A 26,606-nucleotide genomic window follows, 5' to 3' on the forward strand; every position below is an offset into this window, starting at 1 on the left:
TGACCGGCAGTGTTTGCCCCGTGAGGAGTGTCGTCCGGTGCGTGCGATCGCAAGGCGGCCGGAGGTCCTTGTAGCGGAGCTGCCAGGACTTTTGGCCAACGCCCGGCACGCATTCTCGCCGCACCGGCCGAAAGCCCAAGTGCGTCCAGTACGAGGGCTTCCGGCCGACACGTCGAGAGCATGCACCGGACACCGCTCCCTCACGGGCAAACATCGCCTGCGCGGCACTAGCTCGTAGCGGCGAGAAGTTCCTCGTACACCCTCCGCAGCCCGTCGGTCGCCTCGCGTCCGGCGGGCTGCAGCGGTTCCCGGACCGGTCCGGCGTCGAGCAGTGCCTTCGCCGTGACCGTGCCGGGCAGCCCGGACGCCATCATCAGCTCGGTGAGCGGGACCGTCAGCCCGTTGAGCCGGGCGGCCCCGGCGGTGTCCCCGGCGTCGAACGCGTCCAGGATGGCCCTCAGCTGCCGGGGCGCCACATTGGCGACCGTGCTGACATAGCCCGCCGCGCCCACCGCGTACAACGGCAGATTCAGCTCCTCGCAGCCCGAGTAGTACGCCAGCGAGGTCGCGCCGATCACCTTCGTGGAGCCGAGCAGGTCGTACGCGCAGTCCTTCACGGCCACGACGCGCGGGTGTTCCGCGAGGTTCAGCAGGGTCTCCGGCTCGATGCGGGTGCCGGTGCGGCCGGGGATATCGTACAGCATCAGCGGCAGGCCGGTGGCGTCGGCGACGCGCCGGAAGTGCGCCTCGACTGCGGCCTGCGGCGGCCTGCTGTAGTAGGGCGTCACCACCAACAGGCCGTCCGCGCCCGCCTGTTCGGCCTGCTGGGCAAGGGCCACGGTGTGCCGGGTGTCCGGGCCGCCGATCCCGGCGACGATCGGCACACCGTCGCCGACCGCCGCCCTGACCGCGCGCAACAGTGCGGTCTTCTCGGCATCGGTCGTGGTCGGGGACTCGCCCGTGGTGCCGCTGAGCACCAGACCGTCGCAGCCGTCGGCGACCAGTGAGGCGGCATGCTTCCCGGCCGCGTCCGGGTCCAGTGCGCCGGAGGCGGTGAACGGCGTGATCATCGCGCAGAGCGCGCGGCCGAAAGGTGCTGAAGGTGCTGTCATACCCGAAGTGTCAGCCGACCGGACCGTGAAGGTCCACTTAGTTCTTCTTGAGGTGAAAGGGAAGAATCGCTGAACAGTCGCGAGGGGGAGGGCATGCGCTCTGGCATGATCGAACGTCTATGCGGAAGTCCGATGTGGGGGGCGGGAGCATGAGCGTGCGGGATCTGACAGGGGCGGGGACCGGGCCGGGGGCGTGGAGACGCGGACCGGTGGTGGCCGTGCTCATGACCGGGGCGCTGGCCCTGTCGCTCTCGGGCTGCGCCGGGTTTCTCGTGCCGGCGGGCGAGGGCGAGCCGGAACCGACACCGAGTGCCCCGTACAGGGTGCACGCCGACAAGCTGCCGACCCCGTTCCCGACCGTCTCGGCCCCGCTCCCCGACCGGCCGCCGCCCTCGGCGCAGGGGCCCGGCCCCACGCCCTCCGCCGGCCGGGCCGGCTGCCCGTCCTCCGGGGTGGTCGTCGACATGGGCGAGGTGCAGGCCGCGCTGGGCCACCGGGCCGTCGGCCTCACCCTCACCAACTGCGGCAGTGAGCCGTACCGCGTCAAGGGCTATCCGTCCGTCCGGGCCCTGGACGACGCCGGTGACCCCCTGCCGGTCCCGGTCAATCCGGGCTCCTCCTACATGGGGAGCGACGAGGGGCCTCAGGAGGCCGTGCTGAAGCCGGGAGGAACGATGCGGTCGCTTCTCGCCTGGGTCTCCACCCCGACCGGCGGCGACCTCGTCGAGGGCGACGCGCTGGAGATCGCACCGGCTCCCGGCCTGGAGGCGCGTGTCTTCCCGTTGGAGGGGAGCGACGTACGGCTGCTCGACGAGCTGAACATGACCGCCTGGCGGACCGAACCGGCGCGACAGCGTCGCGACGCGTCGGATCAGAGGGCGAGCTTGAAGCCCTCGTGACTGCGGGCGAAACCCAGTGACTCGTAGAACCGGTGCGCGTCGGTGCGTCGCTTGTTGCTGGTCAGCTGCATCAGTCCGCACCCCCGCAGCCGGGCCCGGTCGACGGCCTGCTTCATCAGTTCCCGGCCCAGCCCGCCGCCCCGCCGGTCGGCCCTGATGCGCACCGCCTCGATCAGAGCCCGCTCCTCACCGTGCTTGCCGAGCCCCGGTATGTACGTCGCCTGCAGACAGCCCACCACGGTGTCCCCCTCCATCAGGACGAGCATCTCGTTGCGCGGGTCGCTCTCGATGGCGGCGAAGGCCTTCTCGTACGTCTCGTCGACCACGACCGAGGCCGGGTCGACGACCCGCTCCTCGTCCGCGAGCAGCGCGAGGACGGCGGGCAGGTCGGCGCGGGTGGCGGTGCGAAGGAGCATGCTCGGGAGTCTGGCACGGACGCCCGAGCGCCCGGTACCCGGGCATGGGCGCGTGAGCGGCCCGCGCGGTGTGCGTGACCCGGGGCGCAGGCGGCGCGTCGCCCCGGAGACGGAGCGGGAACGACGCCGGCTCGCGCAGACGGCCGGGCACCACGTCGCGCAGCGCGCGACCGCGCCGCAGGAACGTGCCGGGAGCGAGCGCCGGTGGATGGTGCACCCCGGCGCCGGGCCCGTTGACCGCCACCGCGGTCAGCGACGTGCCATGTAGAGCGCGAAGGCCTTGTGCAGCACCTTGTTGATCGGATAGTCCCACTCGCCGACGTATTCGACGGCCCGGCCGCCGGTGCCGACCTTGAAGCGGAGCAGGCCGAGGAGGTGGTTGCCCTCGTCCAGGGTGTCGGTGATGCCGCGCAGGTCGTACACGGCCGCGCCCCGCTCGTGCGCGTCGCTCATCATGCGCCACTGGATGGCGTTGCTGGGCTGGACCTCGCGCTTGCGGCCGGTCGAGGCGCCGTAGGAGTACCAGACGTGGTTCCCGACGGTCAGCATCGTCGCCGCGGCGAGCGCTTCACCGTCGTGGTGGGCGAGGTAGAGCCGCATCCGGCCCGGGTCCTCGGCCCGCAGCGCGGTCCACATGCGCTCGAAGTAGTCGAGCGGGCGGGGGATGAAACGGTCGCGCCCCGCCGTCTCGCGGTACAGCTCGTAGAAGGCGGGAAGGTCCTCGTAGCCGCCCTCGACGACCTTGACGCCCGCCTTCTCCGCCTTCTTGATGTTGCGCCGCCACTGCTGGTTCAGATTGCGCCGGATCTCCTCCAGCGGCAGCCCGGCGAACGGCACCTGGAACACGTACCGGGGCTGCCCGGCACCGAAACCGTCCCCGCTGTCCGCCTCGCCCTGCCGCCAGCCAAGTGCGCGCAACTGCTCCACGACCTCGGCCGCCTGCGGCTCGTTCGAGTCCGCGGCCACGTCGCGCAACCGCCCGGCGGACGGTTCGGCGATGGCGTCCTTGACGGTCTCGGCGTCCCAGCGCCGGACGACCACAGGCGGGCCCATGCGCACCGAGAACGCCCCCTGCGCCTTCAGATGCGCCAGCATCGGCTCCAGCCACCGCCGCAGGGCGGTGTCGTGCCAGTCGATGACGGGGCCCTCCGGCAGATAGGCCAGGGTGCGCCCCGTCCGGGGGATCGGCCGGTGGAGGACGAGCCCGGCGCCCACGATCCGCTCCCCGCCGGTGGAGTCCCGGTCGAACCAGCCGATGCTCTCCGCGCGCCAGTCGGGCTTCACATCGCCCCACGACGGAACCTGCATATGGCTCACGGCGGGCCGGCTCGCGACGAACGCCAGATGTTCCTCGCGGGTGATCGCCCTGACATGCGGATCCATGAGGTGCTCCGTTCGTGGTTCTGTCGAGTCGTTGTTCTTCCGAGGGACCTGACGGGGGCGACGCGGGAGTGGTGTTGACCTCAAGCGCACTTGACGTACCAGTGTGGTCGGCAGTGATGCGCCGCAGGGGTGCACCGGTCAGGAGGGCTCGTCATGAGCGTCCGGTTCCAGTCCCGTCCCGATCTTGCCCGCAACGACGTCGGACTGGTCAAGGCAAGCACCTGGGACGTCGGCACGCCCGAGCGGCAGCGGCGGACGATCGAGGCCGTCCGCAGGGCGTGGGCCGGCCGGGAGTGGCCGCACCCGGGGCTGCTCTCGTACACGGTCCATGCGGGTGAGGACGGGAAGACGTTGTTCCACTACAGCCAGTGGAGTGGGGAGCAGGCCTATCAGGACTTCTTCCGGCACGGCCGGGACGAGCGCAACGCGGAAATCGACGCCGCCGTGCCGGGCATCCGGCGGCTCGGTCTGCACACCCTTGAGCCGTACCGCTCCACGCTGCCGGGGGAGGGGGACGTGCGGGAGCCGGGGTGCGTCGTGATCGTCGACGTCGAGTTCGACGGTGCGGACAAGGCGCGGCAGCGGGACTGGGTGGACACCGTGTTCGAGGCCCTGGGGACCGATCCGGCGCCTGCCCCCGGAGGCATCTCCGCGCACTTCCATGTGAGCGTCGACGGAACGCGCGTGCTCAATTACGCCGAATGGGAGAGCGCGCAGGCCCATGTCGACGCGCTGGCCGCCCCGGGGGACGGGGTCGGATCGAGGACGCCGCAGTGGGAGCGGGTGCAGTCGTACCCGGGTGTGACCGGCGGCGGCGTGCGCCGCTACGCGCCCGCGCTCGCCATGAGGCCGGGGGCGGGCGCGTAGGGGCGCGACGGGCTATGGGCGGAAGCGGAGCACCCGCGGGTCGTGATCGCTGTTCTGCGCGGCGAACCCGGCGTTGATGTGCACGCTGCCGTACGACATCGGTCGCGGTCGTCGCGTCGCCGCCCGCACGGTCGGTGGACGACACCCGTGCGGGGTCGAAGAGGAACACCTGACGGATGTTGCCGCCGGGCTCGCCGCCGTCCTTCCTGTCCTCCGGGGCGATGGAACGCCACTGGTACGCCGGGCCACCCGCGGCCACGACCGCGTCGGTGAACGTCCTGACCGTCCGGTCGGCGCAGACCGTACCGGCGTCCTTCGCGCCGTTGTCGTCCCGGCTCTCCAGCGCGACGATGTCGGGCGAGGCGAGGTCGTCGACCACCGCGGCGGCCGGCGCGTCGAACTTCTCCTGCGGATCGGTGGGGCCGGGGTTCTCGACGTCGTACCGTCGCCACCGCGAGCTCGCCGCTGCGCTGCTTGCGGGTCGTCTCCCGGCGCAGGCCCTTGCCGGAGACCGTGCCCAGGGTGCGGGCGGCCGGCGTGCAGCCGCCGTACTGGTTGAAGTCGGGCGGGCCCTCGGCCATACCGGAGAGCACGTCACCGACGTCGGCGGCCGGGAAGGGCAACCGGGCGGCATGGGGCGAAATGCGTCTACGCTTGGGCCGCCCGACCCCGTACGCCCCGTACGTCACGAGGAGAACCACCTGATGTCCGCAGAGCGCTCCACCCTGCCGCCCGTACGGCTGCACTCCGAGGCCGAGCTGGCACGGGACGCGCTCGCCGCGCCGCTGCTCGCCCGCGCCGTCCGGCTCGCCCGCTGGGCGGGCCCCGGGACCCGGGTCGGTGCCGGTGGCGAGCTCGTCGACGCACAACTGCCCGCGGCGGCCGAGCACCTCGGCCTCGCGGCGGACGAGGACGGTGCGGCGGAGGCGAGCGAGGCGTGGCGGCTCGCGGTCGACGCGGGGCTCGTGGACGTCGAGGACCCGGACGAGCAGGCGGGGGAGGACGCGGAGGGGACTGCCGCCGCGGGCGAGAACCTGGCGCTGATCACCGGCGGTTCACCGCAGGACGTCCTCTCGATCTGGCTCGACGGACTGGAAGCCGTGTTCGCCGACGCCACCGCTCCCGTCTTCGAGGACTTCGCCGATCTCATCGGCGAGGACGGCTCGGTCGACTTCGAATCCCTGGACTGGGACCCCGAGGTGGAGGCGGAGTTCCTCGACGGGGTCCTCGCCAATCTGTATCTGCTCACCGTCGGCGACGGCGGCACGGACACGGATCTCGTACCGCTGCCCGCACTCGCCGCGTCCGTGATCGTGCCCGACGACATGAGCGAGCCCACCGACGACATTCTTGAGCAGGTGTCGGAGGCGATGATGCGCCTCGACGACCAGTTCCGGGTCCTCGAACCCATCGGGATCGTCGAATACCGCCCGATGGACGAGGCGTTGCTGGTCGAGGAGGGCGAGGACACCGCTGCGCGGTCCGACGACGAGGACATCACCCGGTACGGAATGGTGAAGCTGACCCCACTCGGCCTGTACGGCATCCGGGCCCGGATGCTGGAGGCCGGAGTGGACGCCCCCATGATCGGCGACCTCGCGGAGAAGGGTGCCGACGCACTTCTCGGCGGCATCGCCCACTACCCCGAGACGGCGGCCCGCGACGAGTTCGGGCTGTGGCTCGCCCGGCGCGGCGCGGACGACGCCGCGGCCGAACTCCTGGCGGCGGCCCGCGGAACGGACGAACAGGCGCCGCTGCGCCGGCTCCACTGCCAGCAGGCGCTCGCGCTGGTCGGCGCGGAGGCGGAGCCCGCGGTCCGCGCGGTGCTGGACGACCCCGAGCTGGGCGGGCTGGCGCGGGTCTGGCTCGCGGAGCTGGGCGCGGCGGATGTTCCCGCGCCGCCCGAGCCGATGATCTTCTGGCTCGCCATCGACACGATCGCGGCCCAGTTGGCGGCCGAGGGCGATCTGGATGAGCTCCAGGGCCTGGTCGAGGGGCTCGCGGGCCAGCACGGCGGCTTCTTCGACGAGGCGTGGCGGGTGGAGCACCCGGCGACGGCGGACGTCCTCGAAGCGATGGGGCGGCTGCACAGCGACAAAAAGAAGGCCAAGGAGGCCCGCAAGGCGGCGTTCAAGGCGCGGTCGCGGACGGGGGCCTGAGGCCGGACGGGCGCGCGGACCGCGCGCCCGCGCAACCGCGGGCGGCGCGCGGCGGTCCGTGACGGGCAGTGTGGAACGGGCGCGGCCGGCACTCCGGTCGGTTCCATCAGGCCGACCGCATCCGGCCAACTGCACAGGAAGGATGCCCCTCGACGTCGCCCGTGGTTCAACTGGTGTTGGCACAGGGGCGCGACTGTGGGCGCGCCAACAACCCGCCCAGTCGCTCCAGGAGTACGTGATGCCCTTCACGCGCAGGGAATTCACCAGACAGTCCGCTCTCACCGGTGCCGGCATCGCCCTGACCGGCACTGTCGCCGCGCTGGCCACCGCGCCCGGTGCCCTGGCCGCCGAGGACTCGAAGCACGGACACGGACACGACCACGGTCACCACGACGCGCCGGGATACGGACCGCTGGTCACCGACCCCGAGGGTCTTCTCTCGCTGCCGGCCGGATTCTCGTACGAGGTCATCACCCACAGCGGTGTCACCAAGCTGGAGACCGGGGAGTACACCCCCTCCAACCACGACGGGACGGCCACCTTCGAGGGCCCGCGCGGCGTCACGCTGCTCGTCAACAACCACGAGCTGAGCGGCACCCGCGCCGGCTGGGAGTACCCCGTGCCGCTCACCGAGGGCCTCGTGTACGACCCGGTCGCGGCAGGCGGCTGCACCGTCGTGGAGACCCGCCGCGACGGCCGTACCGCCGAGTGGGTCGGCATCGCCGGTACGTCCACCAACTGCGCCGGTGGCGCCTCCCCGTGGGGCACCTGGCTCACCTGCGAGGAGACCGAGGACAAGGCGGGCAAGAACGGCCTGCTCAAGGACCACGGCTACGTCTTCGAGGTCGACCCGTACGACAGGCGTGCCAACCGCGACCCGCGCCCGATCAAGGCACTCGGCCGGTACGCCCACGAGGCCGTCGTCATCGACCCCAAGCAGGGGCACGCCTATCTGACCGAGGACGCCGCGGGCCCCAACGGGCTGCTGTACCGCTGGGTCCCGCCGCACGGCTTCCGGCACGGCCGCGGCAAGCTCCGCACGCTCGCCGACGACGCGGGTGTCCTCCAGGCCGCCAAGTGCTTCGACAGCGGCGGCAAGTTCGTCGACGACCTGTCCCGTGCCACGAAGACCGGCACGGTGTACGGCGTGGACTGGACCGATGTGCCCGACCGTGACGCGAAGACCGTCTCGGTGCGCAAGCAGTTCACGGACGGCCAGGTCACCCGGGCCCGCAAGCTCGAAGGCATGTGGTGGGGCGACGGCGGTGCGTACATCGTCTCCTCGTTCGCCCGCGCCGAGAGCCCCGTCCAGCACGACGGCCAGGTCTGGTTCTACGACCCGAAGCGCCGGACGCTGACGCTGAAGGTGCTCCTGGGCGTGAACGCCGACCCGTCGAAGGACGGTGCCTTCGACGGCCCGGACAACATCACCGTCTCGCCGTACGGCGGTCTGGTCATCGCCGAGGACGGCAACGGCATCCAGCACCTCTTCGGGGCGACCGAGAGCGGCCGCACGTACCCGATCGCGCGCAACGAGCTGAACATCGGCAGCGAAGAGGAGCCGGAGTACAGCGAGTTCACCGGTGTCACCTTCTCGCCCGACGGCAGGACGCTGTACGCGAACATCCAGACGCCGGGCATCATGCTCGCCATCACCGGTCCGTGGAAGCGCCAGCCGAACCGCCACTGACGGCCGGTGGCGCCGGAAGGCCCCGGAGGGTGTTTCGGCGCGGTTGAGACCGACCGGTGAACGGAGGGCGGCGTCGCGGGGTCCCACCCTCCATTCGCCGGTCGGTCTCTAATTCCCTCGCGCGCCCCACAGTCCCCCTCTAGAGTCCTGTCTGTGCCCAGGTGCGCAGGCAGGACCTACTTCCACTGATAATGGGGATGTCGCGGGTTCGAGTCCCGTCACCGGATCCCGTTCCGGTGTAGCTCAGTCGGCAGAGCACCTTCGTCGGTTCCGCCGACCCTGATTTCTGGGCACATCAACAACTTCATCAGCAAGAAATGCATGCACCTCCCGGTGCGCAGGCAGCGGCTACTTCCTTCCAAGAAATCGCCGCCGCCGACTCTGATCTCGGGAGGCACAGATGCCGGGGGTGCCCGGTGCGCAGGTGACGGCTACTTCTGGGATTCGACGGTTGCGGGTTCAAGTCCCGTCCGGCCACGGCCGGTAGCTCAAAGCGGTAGAGCATCGGGCAAGTCCGTCACCGACTCCTGATCTCGGGCACCTTTTCCGCTGTGCCTTCTCCCAATGAATTCGGGGGAATTCACATGGCACGCTTCAACATCCGCGCCGTCCGGTCTCGCGTCACCTCACCCGTGAAGTCGTCCGGGCGGACGGCGCAGACCCATCAGGGCGGCCGAGGACATCTCCGCGACAATCGCTCCGAACTCTTTCTGCTTGCGGTCGCCAATTTCGTTTCGCAGCAGACCTTCTACGAGGACGGCGAGCAGCGCGACGACCGGTTCGCCCAGCTGGTGCGGGTACTCGCCGTCGGTGACCCCGAGTGGACCGCCGGTCTGCTCCACTGGCTGCGCCGCGACGGCCAGATGCGTACCGCCTCGATCGTCGGCGCCGCCGAGTACGTGAAGGCGCGGCTCGACGCGGGCGCCGAGGACGGTCCGTCCAACCGACAGGTCGTCGACTCCGTCCTGCTGCGTGCCGACGAACCCGGGGAACTCCTCGGCTACTGGACCTCGCGCTACGGCCGTGCCGTGCCCAAGCCCGTCAAGCGCGGCATCGCCGATGCCGTACGCCGTCTCTACCACGGCAAGTCGCTGCTGAAGTACGACACCGCGTCCAAGGGCTACCGCTTCGGCGACATCCTGAACATCGTGCACGCCTCGCCCGACCCCGAGAAGCCGTGGCAGGGCGAGCTGTTCCGGTACGCCCTCGACCGTCGCCACCACCCGGAGGCGGCCGTGGTGCCGGCCTCCGACCGCACCCTCACCGCCCACCGCGCGCTGATGGAACTGCCGGTCGAGGAGCGTCGGGCCGTCGTCACCGGCGAGGACGGCGCGGACCGGCTGGCTGCCGCGGGCATGACCTGGGAGGCGCTGGCCGGGTGGCTGCAGGGGCCCATGGACGCCGCGGCCTGGGAAGCGGTCATTCCGTCGATGGGCGCGATGGCGCTCCTGCGTAATCTGCGCAACTTCGACGAGGCGGGCGTTTCGGACGAGGTCGCCGCGCGGGTGGCGGCGAAGATCTGCGACCCGGACGTGGTCGCCGCGTCGCGACAGTTCCCGTTCCGCTATCTCGCCGCCTATCGGCACGCGCCCTCACTGCGCTGGGCCCACCCGCTGGAGAAGGCGCTCGGTCACTCCCTGCGCAATGTGCCCGCACTGCCGGGGCGGACGCTGATCCTGGTCGACCGCTCGGGCTCGATGTGGTCGCCGCTCTCGGACCGTTCGCAGCTCAACCGGGCCGACGCCGCCGCGATCTTCGGTACGGCACTGGCGCTGCGGGCGTCCCATGCCGATCTGGTGCAATTCGGAACGAACAGCGCGCCGGTGACGTATCGACGCCGCGAGTCCGTGCTGAAGGTGCTGGAGCGTTTCGGCGACCTCGGCGGCACCAACACCGCGGAGGCGGTGCGTCTGCACTACCGGGGCCACGACCGCGTACTGATCGTCACGGACGAGCAGGCGGCGTTCTCGTACGCCGCGGACGCCACCGCGGCCGTGCCGTCCACCGTGCCCGTGTACACCTGGAACCTCGCCGGACACCGGGTGGGACACGCTCCGTCGGGAGGTGCGAACCGCCACACCTTCGGGGGCCTTTCGGACGCGGCGTTCCGCATGGTGCCGCTGCTGGAAGCCGGCCGGGACGCGGACTGGCCCTGGAACGGCTGACGTCGAATCCGGCGTCCGTACGCCCCCAGGAGTGGACGGGCATGGCGTCGGGCCTTTCCAGGGCGCATACTCAAGGCGATGAAACAGTCAGCCGGATCCCGGCGCCACCTGCCCTCCAGTCCCTTCAACCGCCCGGCCCAGGCGGCCCCACCGGTCGAATTGTTCGATGTGGGCGACAGGGTGTCGCACGATCAGTTCGGACTCGGCCGTGTTCTTGCCGTCGAGGGCGACAACGACGCGGTGCTCATCGACTTCTCGGGGCGACAGGGGAGGATCCTGAGCCCGTACTCCAAGCTGACCAAGCTCTGAGCGGGCCGGCGAGCGCGCGGCTTCCGCGTCCCGCCGGACTCCGAGCTCTTCAGGGGCACCTGGCATCCGCAGGTGCCCCTGAAGTCGCGTCGCGGGTGCCTTCGCGGCGTCAGAGCGCCTGGGCGGCGGGCTTCACCATGCCGCGGACGGTGCGCGACTTCACGAAGTCACCCATGGCCGTCATCTCCCACTCGCCGGAGAACTGTTTGATCAGCTTGGCCATCATCACGCCGGTCTGCGGTTCCGCGCCGGTCAGGTCGAAGCGGACCAGCTCCTCGTCGGTGGTGGCGTCGACCAGCCGGCAGTAGGCCTTGGCGACCTCGGTGAACTTCTGGCCGGTGAACGAGTTGACCGTGAAGACCAGACCGGTCGCCTCCGCCGGGATCCGGCCCAGGTCGACGACGATCACCTCGTCGTCACCCGCGCCCTCCCCCGTGAGGTTGTCGCCGGAGTGCTTGATCGCGCCGTTCAGGATGGAGAGCTTGCCGAAGTAGCAGCTGTCCAGGTGGTTCCGGTTGGGGCCGTAGGCGATCACCGAGGCGTCCAGGTCGATGTCCTTGCCCCGGAACGCGGGCTCCCAGCCGAGGCCCATCTTGACCCGCGAGAGCAGCGGCCGGCCGGCCTTGACCAGCGAGACCGTCTGGTTCTTCTGGAGGCTGACCCGGCCCTTGTCGAGGTTGATCCTGCCGGAGGCGGCGGGCGCGGGCGGGGTGGCGGGAGCCGGAGGCGCGGCGGGGACCGGAGGCGCGGCGATCCGCGGGTCCACGGGCGGAGCGGCGGGCATCGGCGGCGCGGCGGGCACAGGCGCGGGTGCGGGCGCGGCGGCGGGCTCCTCCTCGACCGAGACGCCGAAGTCCGTGGCGATGCCGGCCAGTCCGTTCGCGTAGCCCTGGCCGACCGCGCGGGCCTTCCAGGCGCCGTTGCGGAGGTAGACCTCGATGACCACGAGCGCCGTCTCGGTGCCGAGCCGCGGCGGGGTGAACGTGGCGAGCACGCTGCCGTCGTCGGCGTTGCGCACGGTCGCGGTGGGCTCGATCCCCTGGAAGCTCCGGCCCGCCTCGTCCGGGCTCGCCGTGATGACGATCTTCTCGATGCCGGGCGGGACGGCGGTGGTGTCCACCAGGATCGCGTCCGGCGCGGTCCCGCCGCCGGAGCGGTAGGTCACCCCGGGGCCGGCGGGCTGGTTGTAGAAGATGAAGTCGTCGTCGGAACGCACCTTGCCGTCGACGGTGAGCAGCAGGCCCGAGACGTCGAGCCGCACCGGAGCGGAGACGTCCACTGCCACGCGGGCGGCGGAGAGAGGGATGTTCGAGCCGGGGGTCATTGCGGTCATGCACGGGGTAACGAACGACCGGGCTTTGCCGTTCCCTTACCTTCACCCGCCTTGGCGCACTCTTGACACGACCACCCTGACCGTACCGGCCGCCCGGACCCCGCCTCAGTGCGGCCAGATCGGCGGATTGGTGCAGAAATGGCCGCCGAGGTGGGCGTGGTCGGGGTTGTCCGGGTCCAGCTCCCCCTGCGCGGCGACGAGTGCGGCCGCGTACGGCTCCGAGTCGTCCTTCGGCTCGTACCCGAGCGAACGGGCCGTCGTCAGGTCCCACCACAGCCGGGTGTTGTCGGAGGAGCCGTGGACGACGGTGTGCCGCACGTTCTCGGCGGTGAGTGCGGCGTGGAGGAGCCGGGCGCCGTCCTCGGGGCTCATCCAGACCGAGAGCATCCGTACGGACGTCGGTTCCGGGAAGCAGGAGCCTATGCGTACGGAGACGGTCTCCATGCCGTGCCGGTCCCAGTACAGCTGGGCGAGGTCCTCGCCGAAGGACTTGGACAGGCCGTAGAAGGTGTCGGGGCGGCGCGGCGTCCCGACGGGGATGAGCGGATCGCCGGGCAGCGGACGGGGTGTGTAGCCGACGACATGGTTCGAGGAGGCGAACACGATGCGCCCGACGCCCTCTTCGCGCGCGGCCTCGTAGAGGTTGTACGTCCCCTCGATGTTCGCCTTGAGGATCTTGTCGAACGAGGCTTCCAGGGAGATGCCCGCGAGGTGGATGATCGCGTCGACGCCCCGCACGGCCTCGCGCAGCGCCGCCCTGTCGCCGAGGTCGGCCGTGATCGCGTCGGGTTCGCCCTCGACGGGGACGAGGTCGAGGAGGCGGAGCTCGTAGCCGTACGCGGGCAGCAGTGCGCGCATCAGGGTGCCGAGGCCGCCGGCGGCGCCGGTGAGCAGGACGGTGCGGGGAGCGGGCATACGCGGATCTCCTCGGTACATAGGCCCACGCGCGCGGCCCGCGCGTGTGGACGACCCCGGCGGTGCCTGTGGCACGCGGCCCGGGGCATCAAATCCATGGATGACATTCATATGCGTGGACAAGCTAAGAAGTCACCGCGTTTCGCGTCAAGTGTCGGGGGCTTCCTGGTGGAGCCGCTCGCAAAGTCGGCGACTCCGGGTTTGGGGCCGGACGGGCCGCGCACCCCCTTCTTGACCTGCGCCGGGCGGCTCCCTTAGCGTGAAGGCGTTCACGAATATGGACGTCGATCAGAATTGTGCACGCCTGAACTCGCTCAGGGAGCGCCCGTGACCTCAGTCCCCCTTGCCGCCCGACTCAGCCGCGTCGCCGGGCCGCTCTTCTTCCCCGTCACCGCGTACGGGCCGGACGGCTCCGTCGACCTCGATGCCTTCCGGGCGCATGTGCGCACCGGTGTCGACGCCGGTGCGGCGGCCGTCTTCGCCTGCTGCGGCACCGGTGAGTTCCACGCGCTGACGCCCGAGGAGTTCCGTCTCGTCGTCGCCGCGGCCGTCGAGGAGACCGCCGGAGAGGTGCCCGTCGTCGCGGGGGCCGGATACGGCACGGCGCTCGCGATCCAGTACGCGCGGCTGGCGGAGGAGGCGGGCGCGGACGGGCTCCTCGCCATGCCCCCGTACCTCGTCGTCGCCGACCAGGCGGGGCTGCTGGGCCACTACGCGGCACTCGCCGCGGCCACCGGTCTGGAGACGATCGTCTACCAGCGCGACAACGCCGTCTTCACCCCGGAGACCGTCGTCGCCCTGGCCGGAACACCCGGTGTCATCGGCCTCAAGGACGGCTACGGCGACCTCGATCTGATGCAGCGCATCGTCAGCGCCGTCCGCACCGCACTGCCCGGCCGGGACTTCCTGTACTTCAACGGGCTGCCCACCGCCGAACTCACCGGGCTCGCCTACCGGGGCATCGGCGTGACGCTCTACTCCTCCGCCGTCTTCGCCTTCGCGCCCGACATCGCGCTGGCCTTCTACCGGGCGCTGGACTCCGGCGACGACGACCTGGCGGGCGCGCTCCTGGACCACTTCTACCGGCCGCTCGTCGAACTGCGCGCCAAGGGCCGCGGCTACGCCGTCTCACTCGTCAAGGCCGCGGTCCGGCTGGGCGGTCTGGACGTGGGCGGGGTCCGGACCCCGCTCACCGAGCCGTCCGCCGCCCACATCGAGGAACTGGCCGGGATCATCGCGCGCGGCCGTGCCCTGCTGGAGAAGTACGGACAGGAGCGGCGCGGATGAGGACTTCTGCCTTCCTCTATCCCTGGGACGTCGTCGGCGACCCGGACGCGGCCGCCCGCGTCGCGGACCTGGGTGTCCAGCAGGTGACGCTCGCCGCCGCCTACCACTCCACCCGGGCGCTCACCCCGCGCCACCCCGGCCGTCGCATCGTCACCGCCGAACACGCCGCGGTGCTCTACCCGCCCGACGCCGCACGGTGGGCCGGGCGCGCACTGCGCCCGTACGAGCAGTCCTGGGTGGCCTCGGACGATCCGTACGCCGAGGCCGCGCAGGCCCTGACCGACGCCGGTCTCCAGGTGCACACCTGGGTGGTCCTCGCGCACAACTCCCGGATGGGCGCCGAGCATCCGGAGACCTCCGTGGTCAACGCGTACGGCGACCGCTATCCCTGGGCACCCTGCATCGCGCAGCCCGCGGTCCGCGCCCATCTGGTGGATCTGGCGGCGGAGGCGGCGGTGCGCGGCGGTGCGTACGGCACCGAGCTGGAGTCCTGCGGCTGGTACGGCTTCGCGCATCTGCACGCCCACGACAAGATCGCGGGCGTCGGTCTGGGGGACGCGGCGCAGTATCTGATGTCGCTCTGCTTCTGCCCCGACTGCCGGAACGGCTACGCCGAACACGGCCTGGAAGCAGTCGAGCTGGCCACCTCCGTGCGCCGGGCGCTGGAGCCGGTCTGGGCCGGTTCCGGTTCTTCGGAGGCCGGGTGGGCAGGCGTCGAGAAGCTCCTCGGCGCCGACCTCGCCGCCACCACCCTCCAGTGGCGCGGCCGGGTCGCCCGTACGCTCCAGGAGTCCGCGGTCGCCGCCGTGCGGGCGGCGGCGGGGCCGGACTTCCAGGTGTTGCTGCACGCCGACCCCGCCCCGTACCGCTCCGGTGCGAACGTCGGAGTCGACCCGGAGCACATCGTGTCGGTGGCGGACGGGGTGGTGCTGCCCTGCACCGGCGGCGACGCTGTGCGCGAGGCGGTGCTCGGCCCGTTCGCCGGGCGCGAGGGGGTGCTCGCGGCCAACTTCACCGTGGTCTCCGGGATGGGGGGCAGCCCCGCCACGCTGGAGCGGGACGCGGCGCACGCGGCCTCGCTCGGCGCGAACCAACTGCGCCTCTACCATGCCGGGCTCGCCTCCGACCCGGATCTTCGCGCCGTCGCCGGAGCGCTCTCACGCCTCGGGCGGTGAGGGGACCGGGCCGGTGGGGCCTTTGCCGGCCGTCCCCGGCCCTCCCTCCTGTCCGAGCAGGGGAGACCTCGTTCGCCGGCCCGTGACCAGCAGGACCGCGGTCAGCAGCGCCGCCGCACCGACCACCGGCAGCAGCACCCGGATGTCCACCAGTGCGATCAGCCCCGCGCCGAGCGCCAGCGCCACCGCGTTCGGCACCGTCATCAGTGTGTTGGCGGTCGCGGTGGTGCTGCCCAGTGCAGCGTCCGGGGTCTCCCGCTGCACCGCCGTCACCGCGGCGATCAGCACACACGGCAGCCCGAACCCGATGGCCGCGCTCGCCACCAGCGCCACCGCGTCGTACGGCAGCGCCCGCGACGCCACCGCCACCGCGAACAGCGCGACCCCCGCCGCCGTGAACACCCGCTCGGGCAGCCGCCGCAGCAGCGGCCCGGCCAGCAGCCCGACGGCGACCGACCCGACGCCCTGCGCCGCGTACAAGACCCCCGCGTACGCGGGGGAGTGCCCGAGACCCTCGTCGACGACGGCATAGATCGCGGCCCCGTTGAGCCCCGCGCAGAGCATCGTCACCGAACCCGTCAGCACCAGGGGCCGCAGCACCGGAGACGTCCACACCGACCGTATGCCGGCGGCGAGTTCGCCCCGTCGGGCGGCCGGAGCGGCCCCGGTGGGCTCCCGCGCCGGCAGCATCGCGCAGACCCCGGCCGCCAGCGCGAACGACACCGCGTCCAGCAGCGCCACGGTGCCGCCCCCGAAGCGGGCGTACAGTCCGGCGCCGGCCAGCGGCGCCAGCAGCTTCATGCCCTCGCTCGCCGTCATCCGCAGCCCGTTGAAATCACCCAGCAGACGGCTGTCGACGGCTCCGGCGATCAGTGCCGACTCGGCCGCCCCCGTCAGGACGAAACTCGCACCGTACAGGACGAGCACGGTGAACAGGATCCAGATCCGCCCCGCCGAATCGACGAGGAGCAGCGAGGTCAGCAGCCCGGCCATGACGAGGTTCGACCAGACCAGGAGCGGTTTCCTGGGGAGCCGGTCGGCGATCGTCCCCAGCACGGGCCCGATGAGCACCGGCAGCCACATGGCGAAGACGGCGAGCGCCGCCAGACTGTCCGACCCGGTGAGCGACTTGACCCAGACCCCGGCCGCCAGCCACATCGCGGACGTCCCGAAACCGGAGACGACGACCGCCGCCAGAAACAGCCCCGCCGTACGGTCCCGCAGCACCCGTACCGTTGCCGACCCCGTCACCGCACCCACCACAACCCTCCCGACCCGCGCTTTCGTCACGTCATCAGGATGGTGACCAAGGACGCCCGGCGGCATCGGGCGGATGTCCTACCCCGGCCCGCCCCGGCCCGTCGTCCTCCCGTGGGCCCTACGGCGCATGCCGGATGCGGGGAACCGAGGAGGAGGACGGGACGGGGGTGATGAGTGAGCGGGGCGGGGGCCGTGGCCGGCCCGGCGACGGCCCCCGCCCCGCTCACTCAGCCCGCCAGCGCCGCCTTCATCATCTTCTGGGCGATCGGCGCCGCCAGCCCGTTGCCGCTGACCTCCGCGCGGGCCGCGCCCGAGTCCTCGACGACGACCGCCACCGCGACCTCCTTGCCGCTGGACTTGTCCTTCGCGTACGAGGTGAACCAGGCGTACGGGGTCTTGCTGTTGCCCACGCCGTTCTGCGCGGTACCCGTCTTGCCACCCACCTCGGCCCCGGCGATCTTGGCGTTGCTGCCGGTGCCCTCCTCGACGACGGTCACCATCGCGCTGCGCAACTGCTCCGCGGTCGACTGCGAGACGACGCGCCTGGTGTCCCCGTCCGCGAAGTCCTGCAACGTGTTGCCCTTGGAGTCCGTCACCGCGGACACCATGTGGGGTGCCGCCAGCTCGCCGCCGTTGGCGAGCGTGGCCGAGACCATGGCGATCTGCAGCGGCGTCGCGGTGACCTCGAACTGGCCGATGCCCGACAGGGCCGTCTGCGGCTTGTCCATGCCGGACGGGTAGATGCTCTTGGAGGCCCGCACCGGCATGTCGAGCTTCTCGGTGTTGAAGCCGAACTTCTCCGCCATCGCCCGGACCTTGTCCTGGCCGAGGTCGACGGCGAGCTTCCCGAAGACGTTGTTGCAGGAGTACTGGAGCGCGGTGCGCAGTGTGGCGTTCTCGCAGGGGGCCGAGGCGTTCTCGTTCTCCAGGTTCCGGCTGGTGTCGGGCAGCGGGTACGGATTGGGGCTGTCCGTGGGCACGTCGACCGAGCTGTACAGCCCGTCCTCCAGCGCCGCGGCCGCCACCACCAGCTTGAACGTCGAGCCGGGCGCCAGCGGCTGCCGCAGCGCGCGGTTGACCGTCGGCTTGTCCTTGTCGTCCAGCAGCTTCTTCCAGGCGTCGCCGTCCCCCGTCCCGCTGATCTTCGACGGGTCGTACGAGGGGGTGGACACCACGCCGAGGACCCTGCCGGTCTTCGGATCGATCGCAACTGCCGCGCCCTTGTCGTTGCCGAGCGCCTCGTACGCCGCCTTCTGCACGGCGGGGTCGATCGTGGTCAGGACGTTGCCGGGGGCCGCCTGCTTGCCCGTCACCACGTCCATCGGGTTCTTCAGCCGGTTGTCGGTGCCGTCCAGCACATGGCTGTAGATCCCTTCGAGCTGCGTGGCGCCGTACGCCTGCGAGCTGTAGCCGGTGACGGCCGCATAGAGCTCGCCCTGCGTGTAGGTGCGCTTGTAAGCCAGGTCGCTGCCCACCGTCCCCTTCGATCCGGTGACCGGGTTCCCGGCCACGATGATGTCGCCGAGCGGCTGCGCGTACTGCGCGATCGTCTTCCGCCGGTTGTGGTCGTTGTCTGCGAGCGCCTGTGCCTGGTAAGCCTGCACCCAGGTCGCCCGAACCAGCAGCGCGAGGACCAGCAGCAGGCAGAAGACCGAGGTGTGCCTGATCGTCTTGTTCATCCCTTCAAAGGACGAGCCGGGCACAGCGTGGGTTTCCGGTTGTACCGTTTCTCACCCATTCCTCATGATCGGCCGGGGGTGAGGGGTGAGGGGCGAGGGGCGAGGGGCGAGGGGTGCGGCGGGGTCCGCGCCGCGCCTGCCGGGTCCGGGAGATCACGGACCGCGATCCGTGGCGGCGTCCCCTCCGCCGCGTGGCGGGCGGGCCGTCGCCGCGTCACCCCGGCAGGGTGAACAGCAGCTCGTCGGTCTCCTCGCCGCGGACGTGCGAGAAACCGTGGTCCTCGCCGGTGACGGCGAACCCGCACTTCTCCAGCACCCGGCGCGAACCGGTGTTGTCGGCCGCGGCCCGTGCGTGCAGCGGGCGTTCCGGTACGGCTTCGAGCAGCGCGCGCAGCGCGGCCGTCGCGAGCCCGCGGCCCCAGTGCGCCCGGTCGATCCAGTAGGTGACCTGGCGGTCGTCCGGCGGTCCGTACACCCCGGCGTTGCCGACCACCACGCCGTCCACGACCACCGTCCGTATCACGACGGACCCGTCGGCCAGGATCCTGCGCCAGTGGGCGTCGAACGCATGCCGGTCGGTGGGGTCCTCGCTGGTGAAGGCCGCCGTCCTGACCGACTCCGGATCGGACATGAAGGCGAAGAACAGCGGCAGATCCCCGTCGCGCACCTCGCGCAGTGCCACTCGCATGATTCAGAGCCTCCGGGTGGCAAGCGTCAGCCGGTCCCGCGCGTCGAACAGCGCGTCCTTCACCATCTGCTCGTGCGCGGGCGTGAGCCGGGCCACCGGCACCGAGCAGCTGATGGCGTCGCGGGCGGGGGTGCGGTACGGGATGGCCACGCCGAAGCAGCGCAGACCGAGGGTGTTCTCCTCGCGGTCCACCGCGTATCCCTGCTCGCGGACGAGGTGCAGCTCCTCGATGAGCTTCTCGCGGTCGGTGATGGTGTGTTCGGTCAGCGCGGGCAGGGTCTCCGGGAGCATCTTGCGGACCTGCTCGTCGCTGTGGGTGGCCAGGAGCGCCTTGCCGAGCGAGGTGGAGTGGGCGGGCAGCCGGCGGCCGACGCGGGTGAAGGGGCGCAAATAGTGCTGGGACTGCCGGGTGGCGAGGTACACCACGTTCGTGCCGTCGAGGCGGGCGAGGTGGATGGTCTCCGTCGTGTCGTCGGAGAGCCGGTCCAGGGTCGGGCGGGAGGCCGCGACGACCTCGTCGCCGTCGATGTACGAGGTGCCGACCAGCAGGGCGCGTACGCCGATCCCGTACCGTGTGCCCGTTGCGTCGGTCTCCACCCAGCCCAGCTCGACCAGCGTGCGCAGCAGCATGTAGAGGCTCGACTTCGGGTAGCCGACGGCCTCCTGCACCGCCGCGAGCGAGTGCATGCCGGGCCGCCCGGCGAAGTATTCGAGCAGTTCCACCGTCCGCACGGCGGATTTGACCTGTGCACCACCAGACTCGGCAGCCGACATCGCCCTACGCCCCTTCCAGCCCACTTACGAAACCCTGCGACTTCTTGACCTCAGTGACTTCTTGCCAACACTGAACGCCCGGAAATAGAGTCGCCCCATATTCACGATCGGGAACTCTGTTCAGAATAGCGAACAACTTCTGATGTGTGGCAGCGGAGCGGAAGGAATCACGGTGGCAGCAGCACCAGTCTGGAGCGTCGACCCCCGCACCGGGAACCCGCGTGAGCAGGTTGCGGTGGAGGCTACAGCCGAGGAGGTCGACCGCGCGGTCCGGGCCTCCCACGCGGTACGCGAATCGCTCGCCGATCGCACCCTGCGCGCCGCGTTCCTGCGCGCCGCGGCCGATCTGCTCACCGCGGCCGGGGAGCACGTCATCGAGGCCGCCGACGCGGAGACCGCGCTCGGACCGGCTCGGCTCACCGGCGAACTCGCCCGAACAGCAGCCCAGTTGAGGGCATTCGCGGAGGTCGTCGACGAGGGTGCCTTCCTCGACATCCACATCGACCACGAGGACGCCACCCGCACTCCGCCCTGGCCCGACCTGCGCCGCTACAAGATCCCGCTCGGCGTCGTCGCCGTGTACGCGGCCAGCAACTTCCCGCTCGCCTTCTCCGTCCCCGGCGGCGACACCGCCAGCGCTCTGGCGGCCGGCTGTCCGGTCGTCGTCAAGGCGCACCCCGACCACCCCGCCACCTCCGAACTGTGCGCCTCCCTCCTGCGCCGGGCGGCGGCGCAGGTCGGCCTGCCCGAGGACGTGCTGATCCTGGTGCACGGCTTCGAGGCGGGCGTCGAACTGATCAAGCACCCGCTCGTCGCCGCCGCCGGTTTCACCGGCTCCGTACGCGGCGGCCGTGCCCTGTTCGACGCGGCGGCGGCCCGTCCGGCCCCGATCCCCTTCCACGGCGAGCTGGGCTCCCTCAACCCCGTCGTCGTCACGGAGTCGGCAGCCGCTGAACGCGGCGAGCAGATCGGCGCCGGGCTCGCCGGCTCGATGACCATGGGGGCGGGCCAGTTCTGCACCAAGCCCGGCTTCGTCCTGGCCCCGGCGGGCGAGAAGGGCGACCGGCTGCTGAAGTCGCTGACCGACGCCGTCAGCGACACCGAGGCCGCGGTGCTGCTCGACCACCGGATGCGCGACGCCTTCGTCGCGGGGGTACGGGAGCGGGCCGAACTCCCCGGTGTGGAGGCCCCGGTCACCCCCGGATCGGGCGGCGACCACACCGTCTCGGCCGGTTTCCTCACCGTGCCGGCGCATCTCCTGGCCGCACCGGGCCCGCACGACGCGCTTCTGGAGGAGTGCTTCGGGCCGGTCACGGTCGTCGCCCGCTACGCATCCGACGACGAGATCACCGCCGTCCTCTCCCGGCTCCCCGGCAACCTCACCGCCACCCTCCAGATCGCCACGGACGACGCCGACGCCGACGCTCCCGGACTTCTCGCGGCCCTCACGCCCCTGGCAGGCCGGGTCCTCGTCAACGGCTGGCCGACCGGTGTCGCCGTCGCCCCCGCCCAGCACCACGGCGGCCCCTACCCGGCCACCACCTCCACATCCACCTCGGTCGGCGCCACCGCCGTCGAACGCTGGCTGCGCCCGGTCACCTACCAGACCACCCCCGAGGTCCTGCTCCCTCCGGAGCTCCGAGACAACAACCCCCTGAACCTGCCCCGTCGAGTGAACGGCCGCCGCGCATGACCCCGCACCTTCCCGAACTCCCCTTTGAGCTGCGCCCGTTCGGCCCCGAGGCCGACTGGACGTACGAGAACGGCACGCTGACCGGCCGGGCCGGAGCCCGCCAGGACCGGTTCGTACCACCCGGCGGCGAAGCCCTGGACTCCCTGAGCGACGCACCCCGCCTCCTCGGCACCGCACCCCGGGGCGACTTCCAACTGCTCGCCCGGGTCGAGGTCGACTTCGCCGCGGCCTTCGACGCGGGGGTCCTCTACCTCCACGTCGGGGAACGGGAGTGGGCCAAGATCTGCCTGGAACTCTCCCCGGGCCTGCCCACCGTCTGCACGGTCGTCACCCGTGGCCAATCCGACGACGTCAACTCCTTCGTCGTGGACGGCAACAGCTGCTGGCTGCGCCTCAGTCGCACCGGCGACGCGTTCGCCTTCCACGCCTCGGCCGACGGCGAGAAGTGGACCTTCGTCCGCGTCTTCGCCCTCGGCGAGCCGGAGCGCGCGGCCGAGGCGTCGGTCGGTTTCCTGGTCCAGTCACCGACGGGCGAGGGCTGCGAGGCGAGGTTCGACCGGATCGCGTTCCGTGCGACGGGACTTGAGGATCTGCGCGACGGGAGCTGAGTTCTCCCGAACATTCTTCGAACCATCGAATGAATGAGCGCAGGTACTCAGCGGAAACGAGTACCGGCCCCCAACCCTCCGGCGTACGCGGAGGGTTGGGTGGACGGCATGAACGCCACACCCGCCCGCACCGAGGTCCGCACGGCCCACGCCGAACCCACCGACCATGAACGCACGGACCGCAGTATCCGCACGGCCTCCTGGTTCGCCCTGTGCATGTTCGTGCCCGTGCTGATCGGTTGCGGCCTCTTCGTGCTGAGCACAACCCGGGCGTCCGGCTGTGTGACGTACGGCGTGGACTGCGCCCACGTCCCCCAGGGCTGGATTCCCGGGTGCTTCGTGGCGGCGGCCGTGCTCGGCATCGCGGCGGTCGCGTGGCCGAGAAGGTGGCTGCCGTTCGTCCGCGCACGCGCCTGGCTGCTGTTCCTGCACATCGTGGCGCAGTTCATGACGGCAGTGCTGATCCTCAGCTACGCCTGACCTCCCAGTGGCCCGACAGGCCGTACCGGCCCCGGCGGCTCCGCCCGCGGGGATGCCCGTGCCGTGCTGTGCGGCCTGTGGCCGGGCGACCTGCCGGGCGAAACCGCCCGCTCGATGCCCATGCCGACGCCCGGATCCCGTGGCCGGAACCGGGCGATGTCCGAGCCCGCTGGTAGCGTGCCGTGTCCAGCCGGAAAGATCACGGGAGGACGGCAGCTGTGCAGGAAGTGACGCGCCATGAGGTCGGCGGACAGCGGATGGACCAGGCGCTCGACGACATCCGCCCGCGAACCCGAGGGCGGTGGCACGGGATGCGCTACGACGACGCGTCGCCGGAGAAGCTGCACGAGATGCGTGACGAACTCCTCGACCACGTAGCCGCCCGCACCGTTGCGGAACCGGTGCTCGACGAGCAGGCGCACGCGGCACTGCGGACCGCGGCGGAGTGCTCTTTGGGCGTGCTGAGCATCGGCTGCTTCCCCGAGGGTGACCAGGAGATCGTCTTCCCGCTCATCGACGAGGGGCTCAGCAGCGAGAACATCGCTTTCGGCGACATCGTCGAGCACGCCCCCACGGCCAGGACATGGATCGAAACGTTCGAAATGTCTTTGGTCAGCGGCCTGGTGTGGGACTGGCGGCGGGTGATCGGCCTGCTGCTGCGGGACGACTACGCGCCCGCGATCCGGGAGGGAGTGCCGTACTCGAAGCTGACCTCGACGTCGGATCCGGCGGACCTCGCGGCGATGGACGCGTTGTGCGGCTACCTGGCCGAGTCGCGCGGGCACCTGCCCCGCGACTGGCCCACGGTGACCTTGCGCAAGCCGGACGCCGACGAGCGCGCCGAGGCGGCCCGGCAACTCGACGCGGCCGGCCCCATGACACCGGACCAGCGCCTCCTCCGTGTGCTCCTCGACGACGATCAGCACGCCTTCGAGCAGGCCCTCGTGGCCAGGCTCATCGAGCACCGGGAGAGTACGGGCCCCGATCCCGCCCCCAGGACCCTTCTGCCGCTCGGCACCCTTGCCCTGGCCGCCCTCGCGGTCCAGGCGCACGGGTGGGAGCTGGGCGTCCGGTCCGGTTATCTGCCGGCCGGCATGCTGGGTTCCCCGAAGGCGCTGCAGCGGGCGGCGGACTCCGAGGTGAACGACCTGGGCCTTTGGACCGCCAAGTAGGACAGGACCCCGGCCTCGGCCCCGGCCACTCGGCCGAGGCCGCAAAACGCCGGTGACTACCGAGATTTCTCCCACGCGGTCCGGGTGAGTTCGTATTCGACCTCGCCGTGCTCGGAACCCTCGATCGCCTCCGGCCAGTCCCCGGTGAAGTTCCGGACGAAGGACAGGCCCGACTTCTCCATGACCCGGCGGGAACGGGCGTTGACGGCCATGGTGTTCGCCGTGACCCGCTCGACCCCCAGTTCCGTGAACCCCTTGTGGATCAGGGCCCGGGATCCCTCGGTGGCACAGCCCCGCCCCCATGCCGTCCGGTTCAGCCGGTAGCCGAGTTCGACGACGGCGGGGCTGTCCTGTCGCAGCGGCCGGAACTCGAACCAGCCCAGGAAGGCGCCGGTGGCCCTGTCCTGCGCGGCCCAGTAGCCGCGGGCCCCCCAGCAGGGGTGGTCGAGCAGGAGCCGGGGCAGGGTCCGCTCTTGGATCGCCTCACGGCTGGTGGGACGGCCGCCGTTGATGAAGCGCATGACCTCGGGGTCGTTGTCCAGCGCGACCAGGTGGTCGGTGTCGGCCGCCGTGAACTCGCGCAGGATGAGCCGGTCGGTCTCCAGGAAGATGGGCATGCCGCGATCTTCACCACGGACGGGCCCGGCCGCCACCGGATTTCCTGTCGGCGGGCGACGGCCCGCGGATGAACGCCCGGCTCGTGCGACCGGCACCGGGCGGTCCCGACGTTCAGGCCCCGGCCGCGTACCGCACGAAGTGTGTCCAGCCGGTGCGGTCGAGTGTGAGGTGGGGGAGGGCCGCGTCTTTGGAGTCGCGGACGAGGACCGCCTGTCCGGCGACGGATACCTCGACGCACTCGCCGCCCTCGTTGGAGCTGTAGCTGCTCTTGAACCACGAGTTGTCTGTCGGCCTCTGAACGCGGACGTCGGGCTTCATTGGTCTTTCAGCAACCTTTCGATGAGCGCCGAGGACTTGCGCGGTGTGAGTGCCTGAGACCGGATGCATCCGTATCGTGACGCCAGGATACGAACCTCCTCCGGGTCGGTGATCAGCCGACTGATGTTCTGCACCTCAAGGTAGCCGACCTGGGGTTTGCGCGCCGGAGTGAGGAGGATGAACGGGCCGCCCAGACCGGCGTGTTCAGAGTGCTCCAAGGGCATGACCTGCAGCTCGACGTTGCGCAGCCTACTCAGCCTGATCAGCTCGTCGAGCTGTTCCTTGTGAACGTCCCGTTCACCGATCGGGCGTCGCAGGACAGCCTCCTCGATGACGCAGTTCACCATCGGAACCGGTCGTTTCGTCAGCACCACCTGCCGTGCCAGGCGTGCCGCGACCCGTTGCTCGATCAGGTCGTCGTCCAGTAACGGCTTACGCATGGCATACAGGGCGCGAGCATGAGCCTCGGTCTGGAACAGGCCGGGCACCGTGTGGTTGCTGTAGTACGAGAGCTCGACGGCATCCGCCTCCAGCTTCGCGTAGTCCTTGAACCACGCCGGATGCTTCACCCGGGCTCGCGCCTTCGCCCGTGCCACCTGCTCCTTCGCCGCCCGCAGCAGGCCGCCCGCCGCCAGCAGGCCGTCCGCCGCGTCCAGGAATTCGGGCTGCGGCGTCCTGCGTCCCCGTTCCAGCGAACGGATCAGGTCCTCGCTGTATCCGAGCCGGTCGCCCAGCTCGCGCTGGGTGAGCCCGGCCCGCTCGCGCAGCAGCCGGAGCTGGCTGCCGATCACGTGGAACAGGTCCGCGGCCTCCTCCGAGTCGTCGTTGTCACCGATCGCACCGTCCAGCTCCATCGCTGCCCGCCTTCGTTCCATGGGGCCGACCGCGTTCGTCGCCCCGGTACGGGGGACAACCGGTACCGGTCGCCGTAAGTACCGGTACAAGCACGCTACGTACCGCTGTCGTTGCTGGTCAGCGTACGGTCGCTTGGCCACGCTGAGTGCCGTGACGAGCGAATCCGCAGAGATCGAAATTCCACAACCAGTCCCCTGTGCACCGCAGTTCACCCAGCTGTTCAGTGCCACCCGCCGGGGTGCCCGGCTTGCCCGCCTGCTTGCCGTGGAACAACTGGCGGCGTGGGGATGGCCGCGTGACGGCGAGCGCACCGACGTGGCCGCGCTGGTCGTCGCCGAACTGGCGGCGAACGCGGTCACGCACGGGCGGCTGGACGGCCGGGGATTCCGTCTCGGGCTCGCCCTCCTCCCGGCCGGGCGGTTGCGGATCGAGGTCACCGACCCGCGTGGCGAACGGCTTCTCCCCGCCGAGCAGCGGGAAGCGGCCGAAGGAGGCCGGGGGCTCGTCATCGTCGACGCTCTCGCCGCGGACTGGGGCGTGCGACCGACCCCGCCGTCCGGGAAGACGGTCTGGGCCGAGATCTCCGCGCGGCGCCCCGATGGCCCTTACGAGTTGGTGCGTGATGGCGGGTGAAGCGTCCGCGCTGATGGATGACGTGATCCATCTGTGACGATCAAGGTCGATCTGTGTGCACGGTGTCCACGTCACGGTGCACACATGGCGTTCCCACGGGTGCGGCGAGCGAACCTGC

The 26,606-nt window shown here is 71.1% G+C and carries 25 protein-coding genes and 1 pseudogene; 13 read left to right on the top strand and 13 right to left on the bottom strand.

The features are described from left to right. Positions 1-227 precede the first annotated feature (227 nt). On the bottom strand, positions 228-1,112 hold the full coding sequence (dapA, locus tag ACIQCZ_RS23090; RefSeq protein ID WP_402284577.1) for a 4-hydroxy-tetrahydrodipicolinate synthase: 885 nt from the start codon (positions 1,110-1,112) through the stop codon (positions 228-230). A gap of 224 nt (positions 1,113-1,336) precedes the next feature. Between dapA and ACIQCZ_RS23095 the strand changes: the two genes are divergently transcribed. Further along, on the top strand, positions 1,337-2,011 hold the full coding sequence (locus tag ACIQCZ_RS23095) for a DUF4232 domain-containing protein (protein WP_402284683.1): 675 nt from the start codon (positions 1,337-1,339) through the stop codon (positions 2,009-2,011). Here the strand turns inward: ACIQCZ_RS23095 and ACIQCZ_RS23100 are convergent. Further along, positions 1,984-2,427 (bottom strand): GNAT family N-acetyltransferase, encoded by a 444-nt coding sequence (locus ACIQCZ_RS23100; RefSeq protein ID WP_402284578.1) that lies wholly within the window; start codon positions 2,425-2,427, stop codon positions 1,984-1,986. The genes ACIQCZ_RS23095 and ACIQCZ_RS23100 overlap by 28 nt on opposite strands. Positions 2,428-2,676: 249 nt before the next feature. Next, on the bottom strand, positions 2,677-3,810 hold the full coding sequence (locus ACIQCZ_RS23105; RefSeq protein WP_402284579.1) for a lipid II:glycine glycyltransferase FemX: 1,134 nt from the start codon (positions 3,808-3,810) through the stop codon (positions 2,677-2,679). A gap of 153 nt (positions 3,811-3,963) precedes the next feature. Here ACIQCZ_RS23105 and ACIQCZ_RS23110 point away from each other — a divergent pair, with 153 nt between their 5' ends. Then, positions 3,964-4,677 (top strand): antibiotic biosynthesis monooxygenase, encoded by a 714-nt coding sequence (locus tag ACIQCZ_RS23110; RefSeq protein WP_402284580.1) that lies wholly within the window; start codon positions 3,964-3,966, stop codon positions 4,675-4,677. An 82-nt stretch (positions 4,678-4,759) separates the two neighbouring features. Here ACIQCZ_RS23110 and ACIQCZ_RS23115 read toward each other — a convergent pair. Beyond that, a pseudogene (locus tag ACIQCZ_RS23115) lies at positions 4,760-5,426 on the bottom strand (endonuclease/exonuclease/phosphatase); the annotation flags it as partial. On the opposite strand from ACIQCZ_RS23115, the gene ACIQCZ_RS23120 reads away from it, so the two are divergent. From ACIQCZ_RS23120 to ACIQCZ_RS23135, 4 genes are all read left to right on the top strand, one after another. Then, positions 5,382-6,836, top strand: a complete 1,455-nt coding sequence (locus ACIQCZ_RS23120; RefSeq protein ID WP_402284581.1) for a hypothetical protein — start codon at positions 5,382-5,384, stop codon at positions 6,834-6,836. The pseudogene ACIQCZ_RS23115 and the gene ACIQCZ_RS23120 sit on opposite strands and share 45 nt — an antisense overlap. 238 nt (positions 6,837-7,074) lie before the next feature. Next, positions 7,075-8,526, top strand: coding sequence for an alkaline phosphatase PhoX (locus ACIQCZ_RS23125; protein WP_402284582.1), 1,452 nt, complete (start codon positions 7,075-7,077; stop codon positions 8,524-8,526). A 584-nt stretch (positions 8,527-9,110) separates the two neighbouring features. Beyond that, complete coding sequence (locus ACIQCZ_RS23130; RefSeq protein ID WP_402284583.1) at positions 9,111-10,691, top strand: TROVE domain-containing protein; 1,581 nt, start codon at positions 9,111-9,113, stop codon at positions 10,689-10,691. A 78-nt stretch (positions 10,692-10,769) separates the two neighbouring features. Next, positions 10,770-11,000 carry a hypothetical protein gene (locus ACIQCZ_RS23135; RefSeq protein WP_037711258.1) on the top strand — a complete coding sequence of 77 codons (231 nt, stop codon included), beginning with the start codon at positions 10,770-10,772 and terminating at the stop codon, positions 10,998-11,000. Between the two features lie 109 nt (positions 11,001-11,109). Here the strand turns inward: ACIQCZ_RS23135 and ACIQCZ_RS23140 are convergent, their stop codons facing one another. Both ACIQCZ_RS23140 and ACIQCZ_RS23145 read right to left on the bottom strand, forming a co-directional pair. Further along, positions 11,110-12,333 carry a TerD family protein gene (locus tag ACIQCZ_RS23140; protein ID WP_402284584.1) on the bottom strand — a complete coding sequence of 408 codons (1,224 nt, stop codon included), beginning with the start codon at positions 12,331-12,333 and terminating at the stop codon, positions 11,110-11,112. Between the two features lie 105 nt (positions 12,334-12,438). Continuing rightward, entirely contained in the window at positions 12,439-13,248 is an 810-nt protein-coding gene (locus tag ACIQCZ_RS23145) for an NAD-dependent epimerase/dehydratase family protein (protein ID WP_402284585.1), read from the bottom strand. A gap of 327 nt (positions 13,249-13,575) precedes the next feature. On the opposite strand from ACIQCZ_RS23145, the gene ACIQCZ_RS23150 reads away from it, so the two are divergent. Further along, the gene (locus ACIQCZ_RS23150; RefSeq protein WP_402284586.1) at positions 13,576-14,535 is read left to right on the top strand and encodes a 5-dehydro-4-deoxyglucarate dehydratase; all 960 of its coding nucleotides are present in this window, start codon (positions 13,576-13,578) and stop codon (positions 14,533-14,535) included. After that, positions 14,532-15,710, top strand: coding sequence for a hypothetical protein (locus tag ACIQCZ_RS23155; protein WP_402284587.1), 1,179 nt, complete (start codon positions 14,532-14,534; stop codon positions 15,708-15,710). The genes ACIQCZ_RS23150 and ACIQCZ_RS23155 overlap by 4 nt, the downstream gene beginning before the upstream one ends. On the opposite strand, the gene ACIQCZ_RS23160 is transcribed toward ACIQCZ_RS23155, so the two are convergent. The 4 genes from ACIQCZ_RS23160 to ACIQCZ_RS23175 form a co-directional block, all read right to left on the bottom strand. Next, entirely contained in the window at positions 15,693-16,961 is a 1,269-nt protein-coding gene (locus tag ACIQCZ_RS23160) for an MFS transporter (RefSeq protein ID WP_402284684.1), read from the bottom strand. The two genes, ACIQCZ_RS23155 and ACIQCZ_RS23160, sit on opposite strands and share 18 nt — an antisense overlap. A 236-nt stretch (positions 16,962-17,197) precedes the next feature. Continuing rightward, positions 17,198-18,649 (bottom strand): penicillin-binding transpeptidase domain-containing protein, encoded by a 1,452-nt coding sequence (locus tag ACIQCZ_RS23165; protein WP_402284588.1) that lies wholly within the window; start codon positions 18,647-18,649, stop codon positions 17,198-17,200. Positions 18,650-18,863: 214 nt separating this feature from the next. Further along, positions 18,864-19,337, bottom strand: coding sequence for a GNAT family N-acetyltransferase (locus ACIQCZ_RS23170; RefSeq protein WP_402284589.1), 474 nt, complete (start codon positions 19,335-19,337; stop codon positions 18,864-18,866). 3 nt (positions 19,338-19,340) lie between these two features. Next, a complete protein-coding gene (locus tag ACIQCZ_RS23175; RefSeq protein ID WP_402284590.1) occupies positions 19,341-20,111 on the bottom strand; it encodes an IclR family transcriptional regulator in 771 nt (256 codons plus the stop codon). Between the two features lie 172 nt (positions 20,112-20,283). Here ACIQCZ_RS23175 and ACIQCZ_RS23180 point away from each other — a divergent pair, with 172 nt between their 5' ends. The 4 genes from ACIQCZ_RS23180 (at position 20,284) to ACIQCZ_RS23195 (ending at position 24,064) form a co-directional block, all read left to right on the top strand. Further along, positions 20,284-21,804 carry an aldehyde dehydrogenase (NADP(+)) gene (locus ACIQCZ_RS23180; protein WP_402284591.1) on the top strand — a complete coding sequence of 507 codons (1,521 nt, stop codon included), beginning with the start codon at positions 20,284-20,286 and terminating at the stop codon, positions 21,802-21,804. Further along, on the top strand, positions 21,801-22,412 hold the full coding sequence (locus ACIQCZ_RS23185; RefSeq protein ID WP_402284592.1) for a DUF1349 domain-containing protein: 612 nt from the start codon (positions 21,801-21,803) through the stop codon (positions 22,410-22,412). The genes ACIQCZ_RS23180 and ACIQCZ_RS23185 overlap by 4 nt, the downstream gene beginning before the upstream one ends. A gap of 108 nt (positions 22,413-22,520) precedes the next feature. Continuing rightward, positions 22,521-22,892 (top strand): hypothetical protein, encoded by a 372-nt coding sequence (locus ACIQCZ_RS23190; RefSeq protein ID WP_402284593.1) that lies wholly within the window; start codon positions 22,521-22,523, stop codon positions 22,890-22,892. Positions 22,893-23,110: 218 nt separating this feature from the next. After that, on the top strand, positions 23,111-24,064 hold the full coding sequence (locus ACIQCZ_RS23195; protein WP_402284594.1) for an immunity 49 family protein: 954 nt from the start codon (positions 23,111-23,113) through the stop codon (positions 24,062-24,064). Between the two features lie 56 nt (positions 24,065-24,120). Here the strand turns inward: ACIQCZ_RS23195 and ACIQCZ_RS23200 are convergent, their stop codons facing one another. The 3 genes from ACIQCZ_RS23200 to ACIQCZ_RS23210 all read right to left on the bottom strand — a co-directional run bounded on the left by ACIQCZ_RS23200 (position 24,121) and on the right by ACIQCZ_RS23210 (position 25,854). Further along, a complete protein-coding gene (locus tag ACIQCZ_RS23200) occupies positions 24,121-24,681 on the bottom strand; it encodes a GNAT family N-acetyltransferase (RefSeq protein ID WP_376462128.1) in 561 nt (186 codons plus the stop codon). 112 nt (positions 24,682-24,793) lie between these two features. Then, complete coding sequence (locus ACIQCZ_RS23205) at positions 24,794-25,000, bottom strand: DUF397 domain-containing protein (protein ID WP_402284595.1); 207 nt, start codon at positions 24,998-25,000, stop codon at positions 24,794-24,796. After that, positions 24,997-25,854: a Scr1 family TA system antitoxin-like transcriptional regulator gene (locus ACIQCZ_RS23210; RefSeq protein ID WP_402284596.1), complete on the bottom strand. Its 858-nt coding sequence runs from the start codon at positions 25,852-25,854 to the stop codon at positions 24,997-24,999. Before ACIQCZ_RS23210 ends, ACIQCZ_RS23205 begins: the two co-directional genes overlap by 4 nt. A 151-nt stretch (positions 25,855-26,005) precedes the next feature. Between ACIQCZ_RS23210 and ACIQCZ_RS23215 the strand changes: the two genes are divergently transcribed. Beyond that, positions 26,006-26,488, top strand: a complete 483-nt coding sequence (locus tag ACIQCZ_RS23215) for an ATP-binding protein (protein ID WP_402284597.1) — start codon at positions 26,006-26,008, stop codon at positions 26,486-26,488. The last annotated feature ends 118 nt before the right edge of the window (positions 26,489-26,606 follow it).

The sequence above is a fragment of the Streptomyces sp. NPDC093149 genome (genome assembly GCF_044754145.1).
In the GTDB taxonomy this organism is placed as follows: domain Bacteria; phylum Actinomycetota; class Actinomycetes; order Streptomycetales; family Streptomycetaceae; genus Streptomyces.

Excerpts from the sequence above, each read along its gene's own strand:
- dapA (WP_402284577.1), bottom strand. The coding sequence starts at position 1,112 with ATGACAGCACCTTCAGCACCTTTCGGCCGCGCGCTCTGCGCGATGATC.
- ACIQCZ_RS23095 (WP_402284683.1), top strand. The coding sequence starts at position 1,337 with ATGACCGGGGCGCTGGCCCTGTCGCTCTCGGGCTGCGCCGGGTTTCTC.
- ACIQCZ_RS23100 (WP_402284578.1), bottom strand. The coding sequence starts at position 2,427 with ATGCTCCTTCGCACCGCCACCCGCGCCGACCTGCCCGCCGTCCTCGCG.
- ACIQCZ_RS23105 (WP_402284579.1), bottom strand. The coding sequence starts at position 3,810 with ATGGATCCGCATGTCAGGGCGATCACCCGCGAGGAACATCTGGCGTTC.
- ACIQCZ_RS23110 (WP_402284580.1), top strand. The coding sequence starts at position 3,964 with ATGAGCGTCCGGTTCCAGTCCCGTCCCGATCTTGCCCGCAACGACGTC.
- ACIQCZ_RS23120 (WP_402284581.1), top strand. The coding sequence starts at position 5,382 with ATGTCCGCAGAGCGCTCCACCCTGCCGCCCGTACGGCTGCACTCCGAG.
- ACIQCZ_RS23125 (WP_402284582.1), top strand. The coding sequence starts at position 7,075 with ATGCCCTTCACGCGCAGGGAATTCACCAGACAGTCCGCTCTCACCGGT.
- ACIQCZ_RS23130 (WP_402284583.1), top strand. The coding sequence starts at position 9,111 with ATGGCACGCTTCAACATCCGCGCCGTCCGGTCTCGCGTCACCTCACCC.
- ACIQCZ_RS23135 (WP_037711258.1), top strand. The coding sequence starts at position 10,770 with ATGAAACAGTCAGCCGGATCCCGGCGCCACCTGCCCTCCAGTCCCTTC.
- ACIQCZ_RS23140 (WP_402284584.1), bottom strand. The coding sequence starts at position 12,333 with ATGACCGCAATGACCCCCGGCTCGAACATCCCTCTCTCCGCCGCCCGC.
- ACIQCZ_RS23145 (WP_402284585.1), bottom strand. The coding sequence starts at position 13,248 with ATGCCCGCTCCCCGCACCGTCCTGCTCACCGGCGCCGCCGGCGGCCTC.
- ACIQCZ_RS23155 (WP_402284587.1), top strand. The coding sequence starts at position 14,532 with ATGAGGACTTCTGCCTTCCTCTATCCCTGGGACGTCGTCGGCGACCCG.
- ACIQCZ_RS23165 (WP_402284588.1), bottom strand. The coding sequence starts at position 18,649 with ATGAACAAGACGATCAGGCACACCTCGGTCTTCTGCCTGCTGCTGGTC.
- ACIQCZ_RS23170 (WP_402284589.1), bottom strand. The coding sequence starts at position 19,337 with ATGCGAGTGGCACTGCGCGAGGTGCGCGACGGGGATCTGCCGCTGTTC.
- ACIQCZ_RS23175 (WP_402284590.1), bottom strand. The coding sequence starts at position 20,111 with ATGTCGGCTGCCGAGTCTGGTGGTGCACAGGTCAAATCCGCCGTGCGG.
- ACIQCZ_RS23185 (WP_402284592.1), top strand. The coding sequence starts at position 21,801 with ATGACCCCGCACCTTCCCGAACTCCCCTTTGAGCTGCGCCCGTTCGGC.
- ACIQCZ_RS23190 (WP_402284593.1), top strand. The coding sequence starts at position 22,521 with ATGAACGCCACACCCGCCCGCACCGAGGTCCGCACGGCCCACGCCGAA.
- ACIQCZ_RS23200 (WP_376462128.1), bottom strand. The coding sequence starts at position 24,681 with ATGCCCATCTTCCTGGAGACCGACCGGCTCATCCTGCGCGAGTTCACG.
- ACIQCZ_RS23205 (WP_402284595.1), bottom strand. The coding sequence starts at position 25,000 with ATGAAGCCCGACGTCCGCGTTCAGAGGCCGACAGACAACTCGTGGTTC.
- ACIQCZ_RS23210 (WP_402284596.1), bottom strand. The coding sequence starts at position 25,854 with ATGGAGCTGGACGGTGCGATCGGTGACAACGACGACTCGGAGGAGGCC.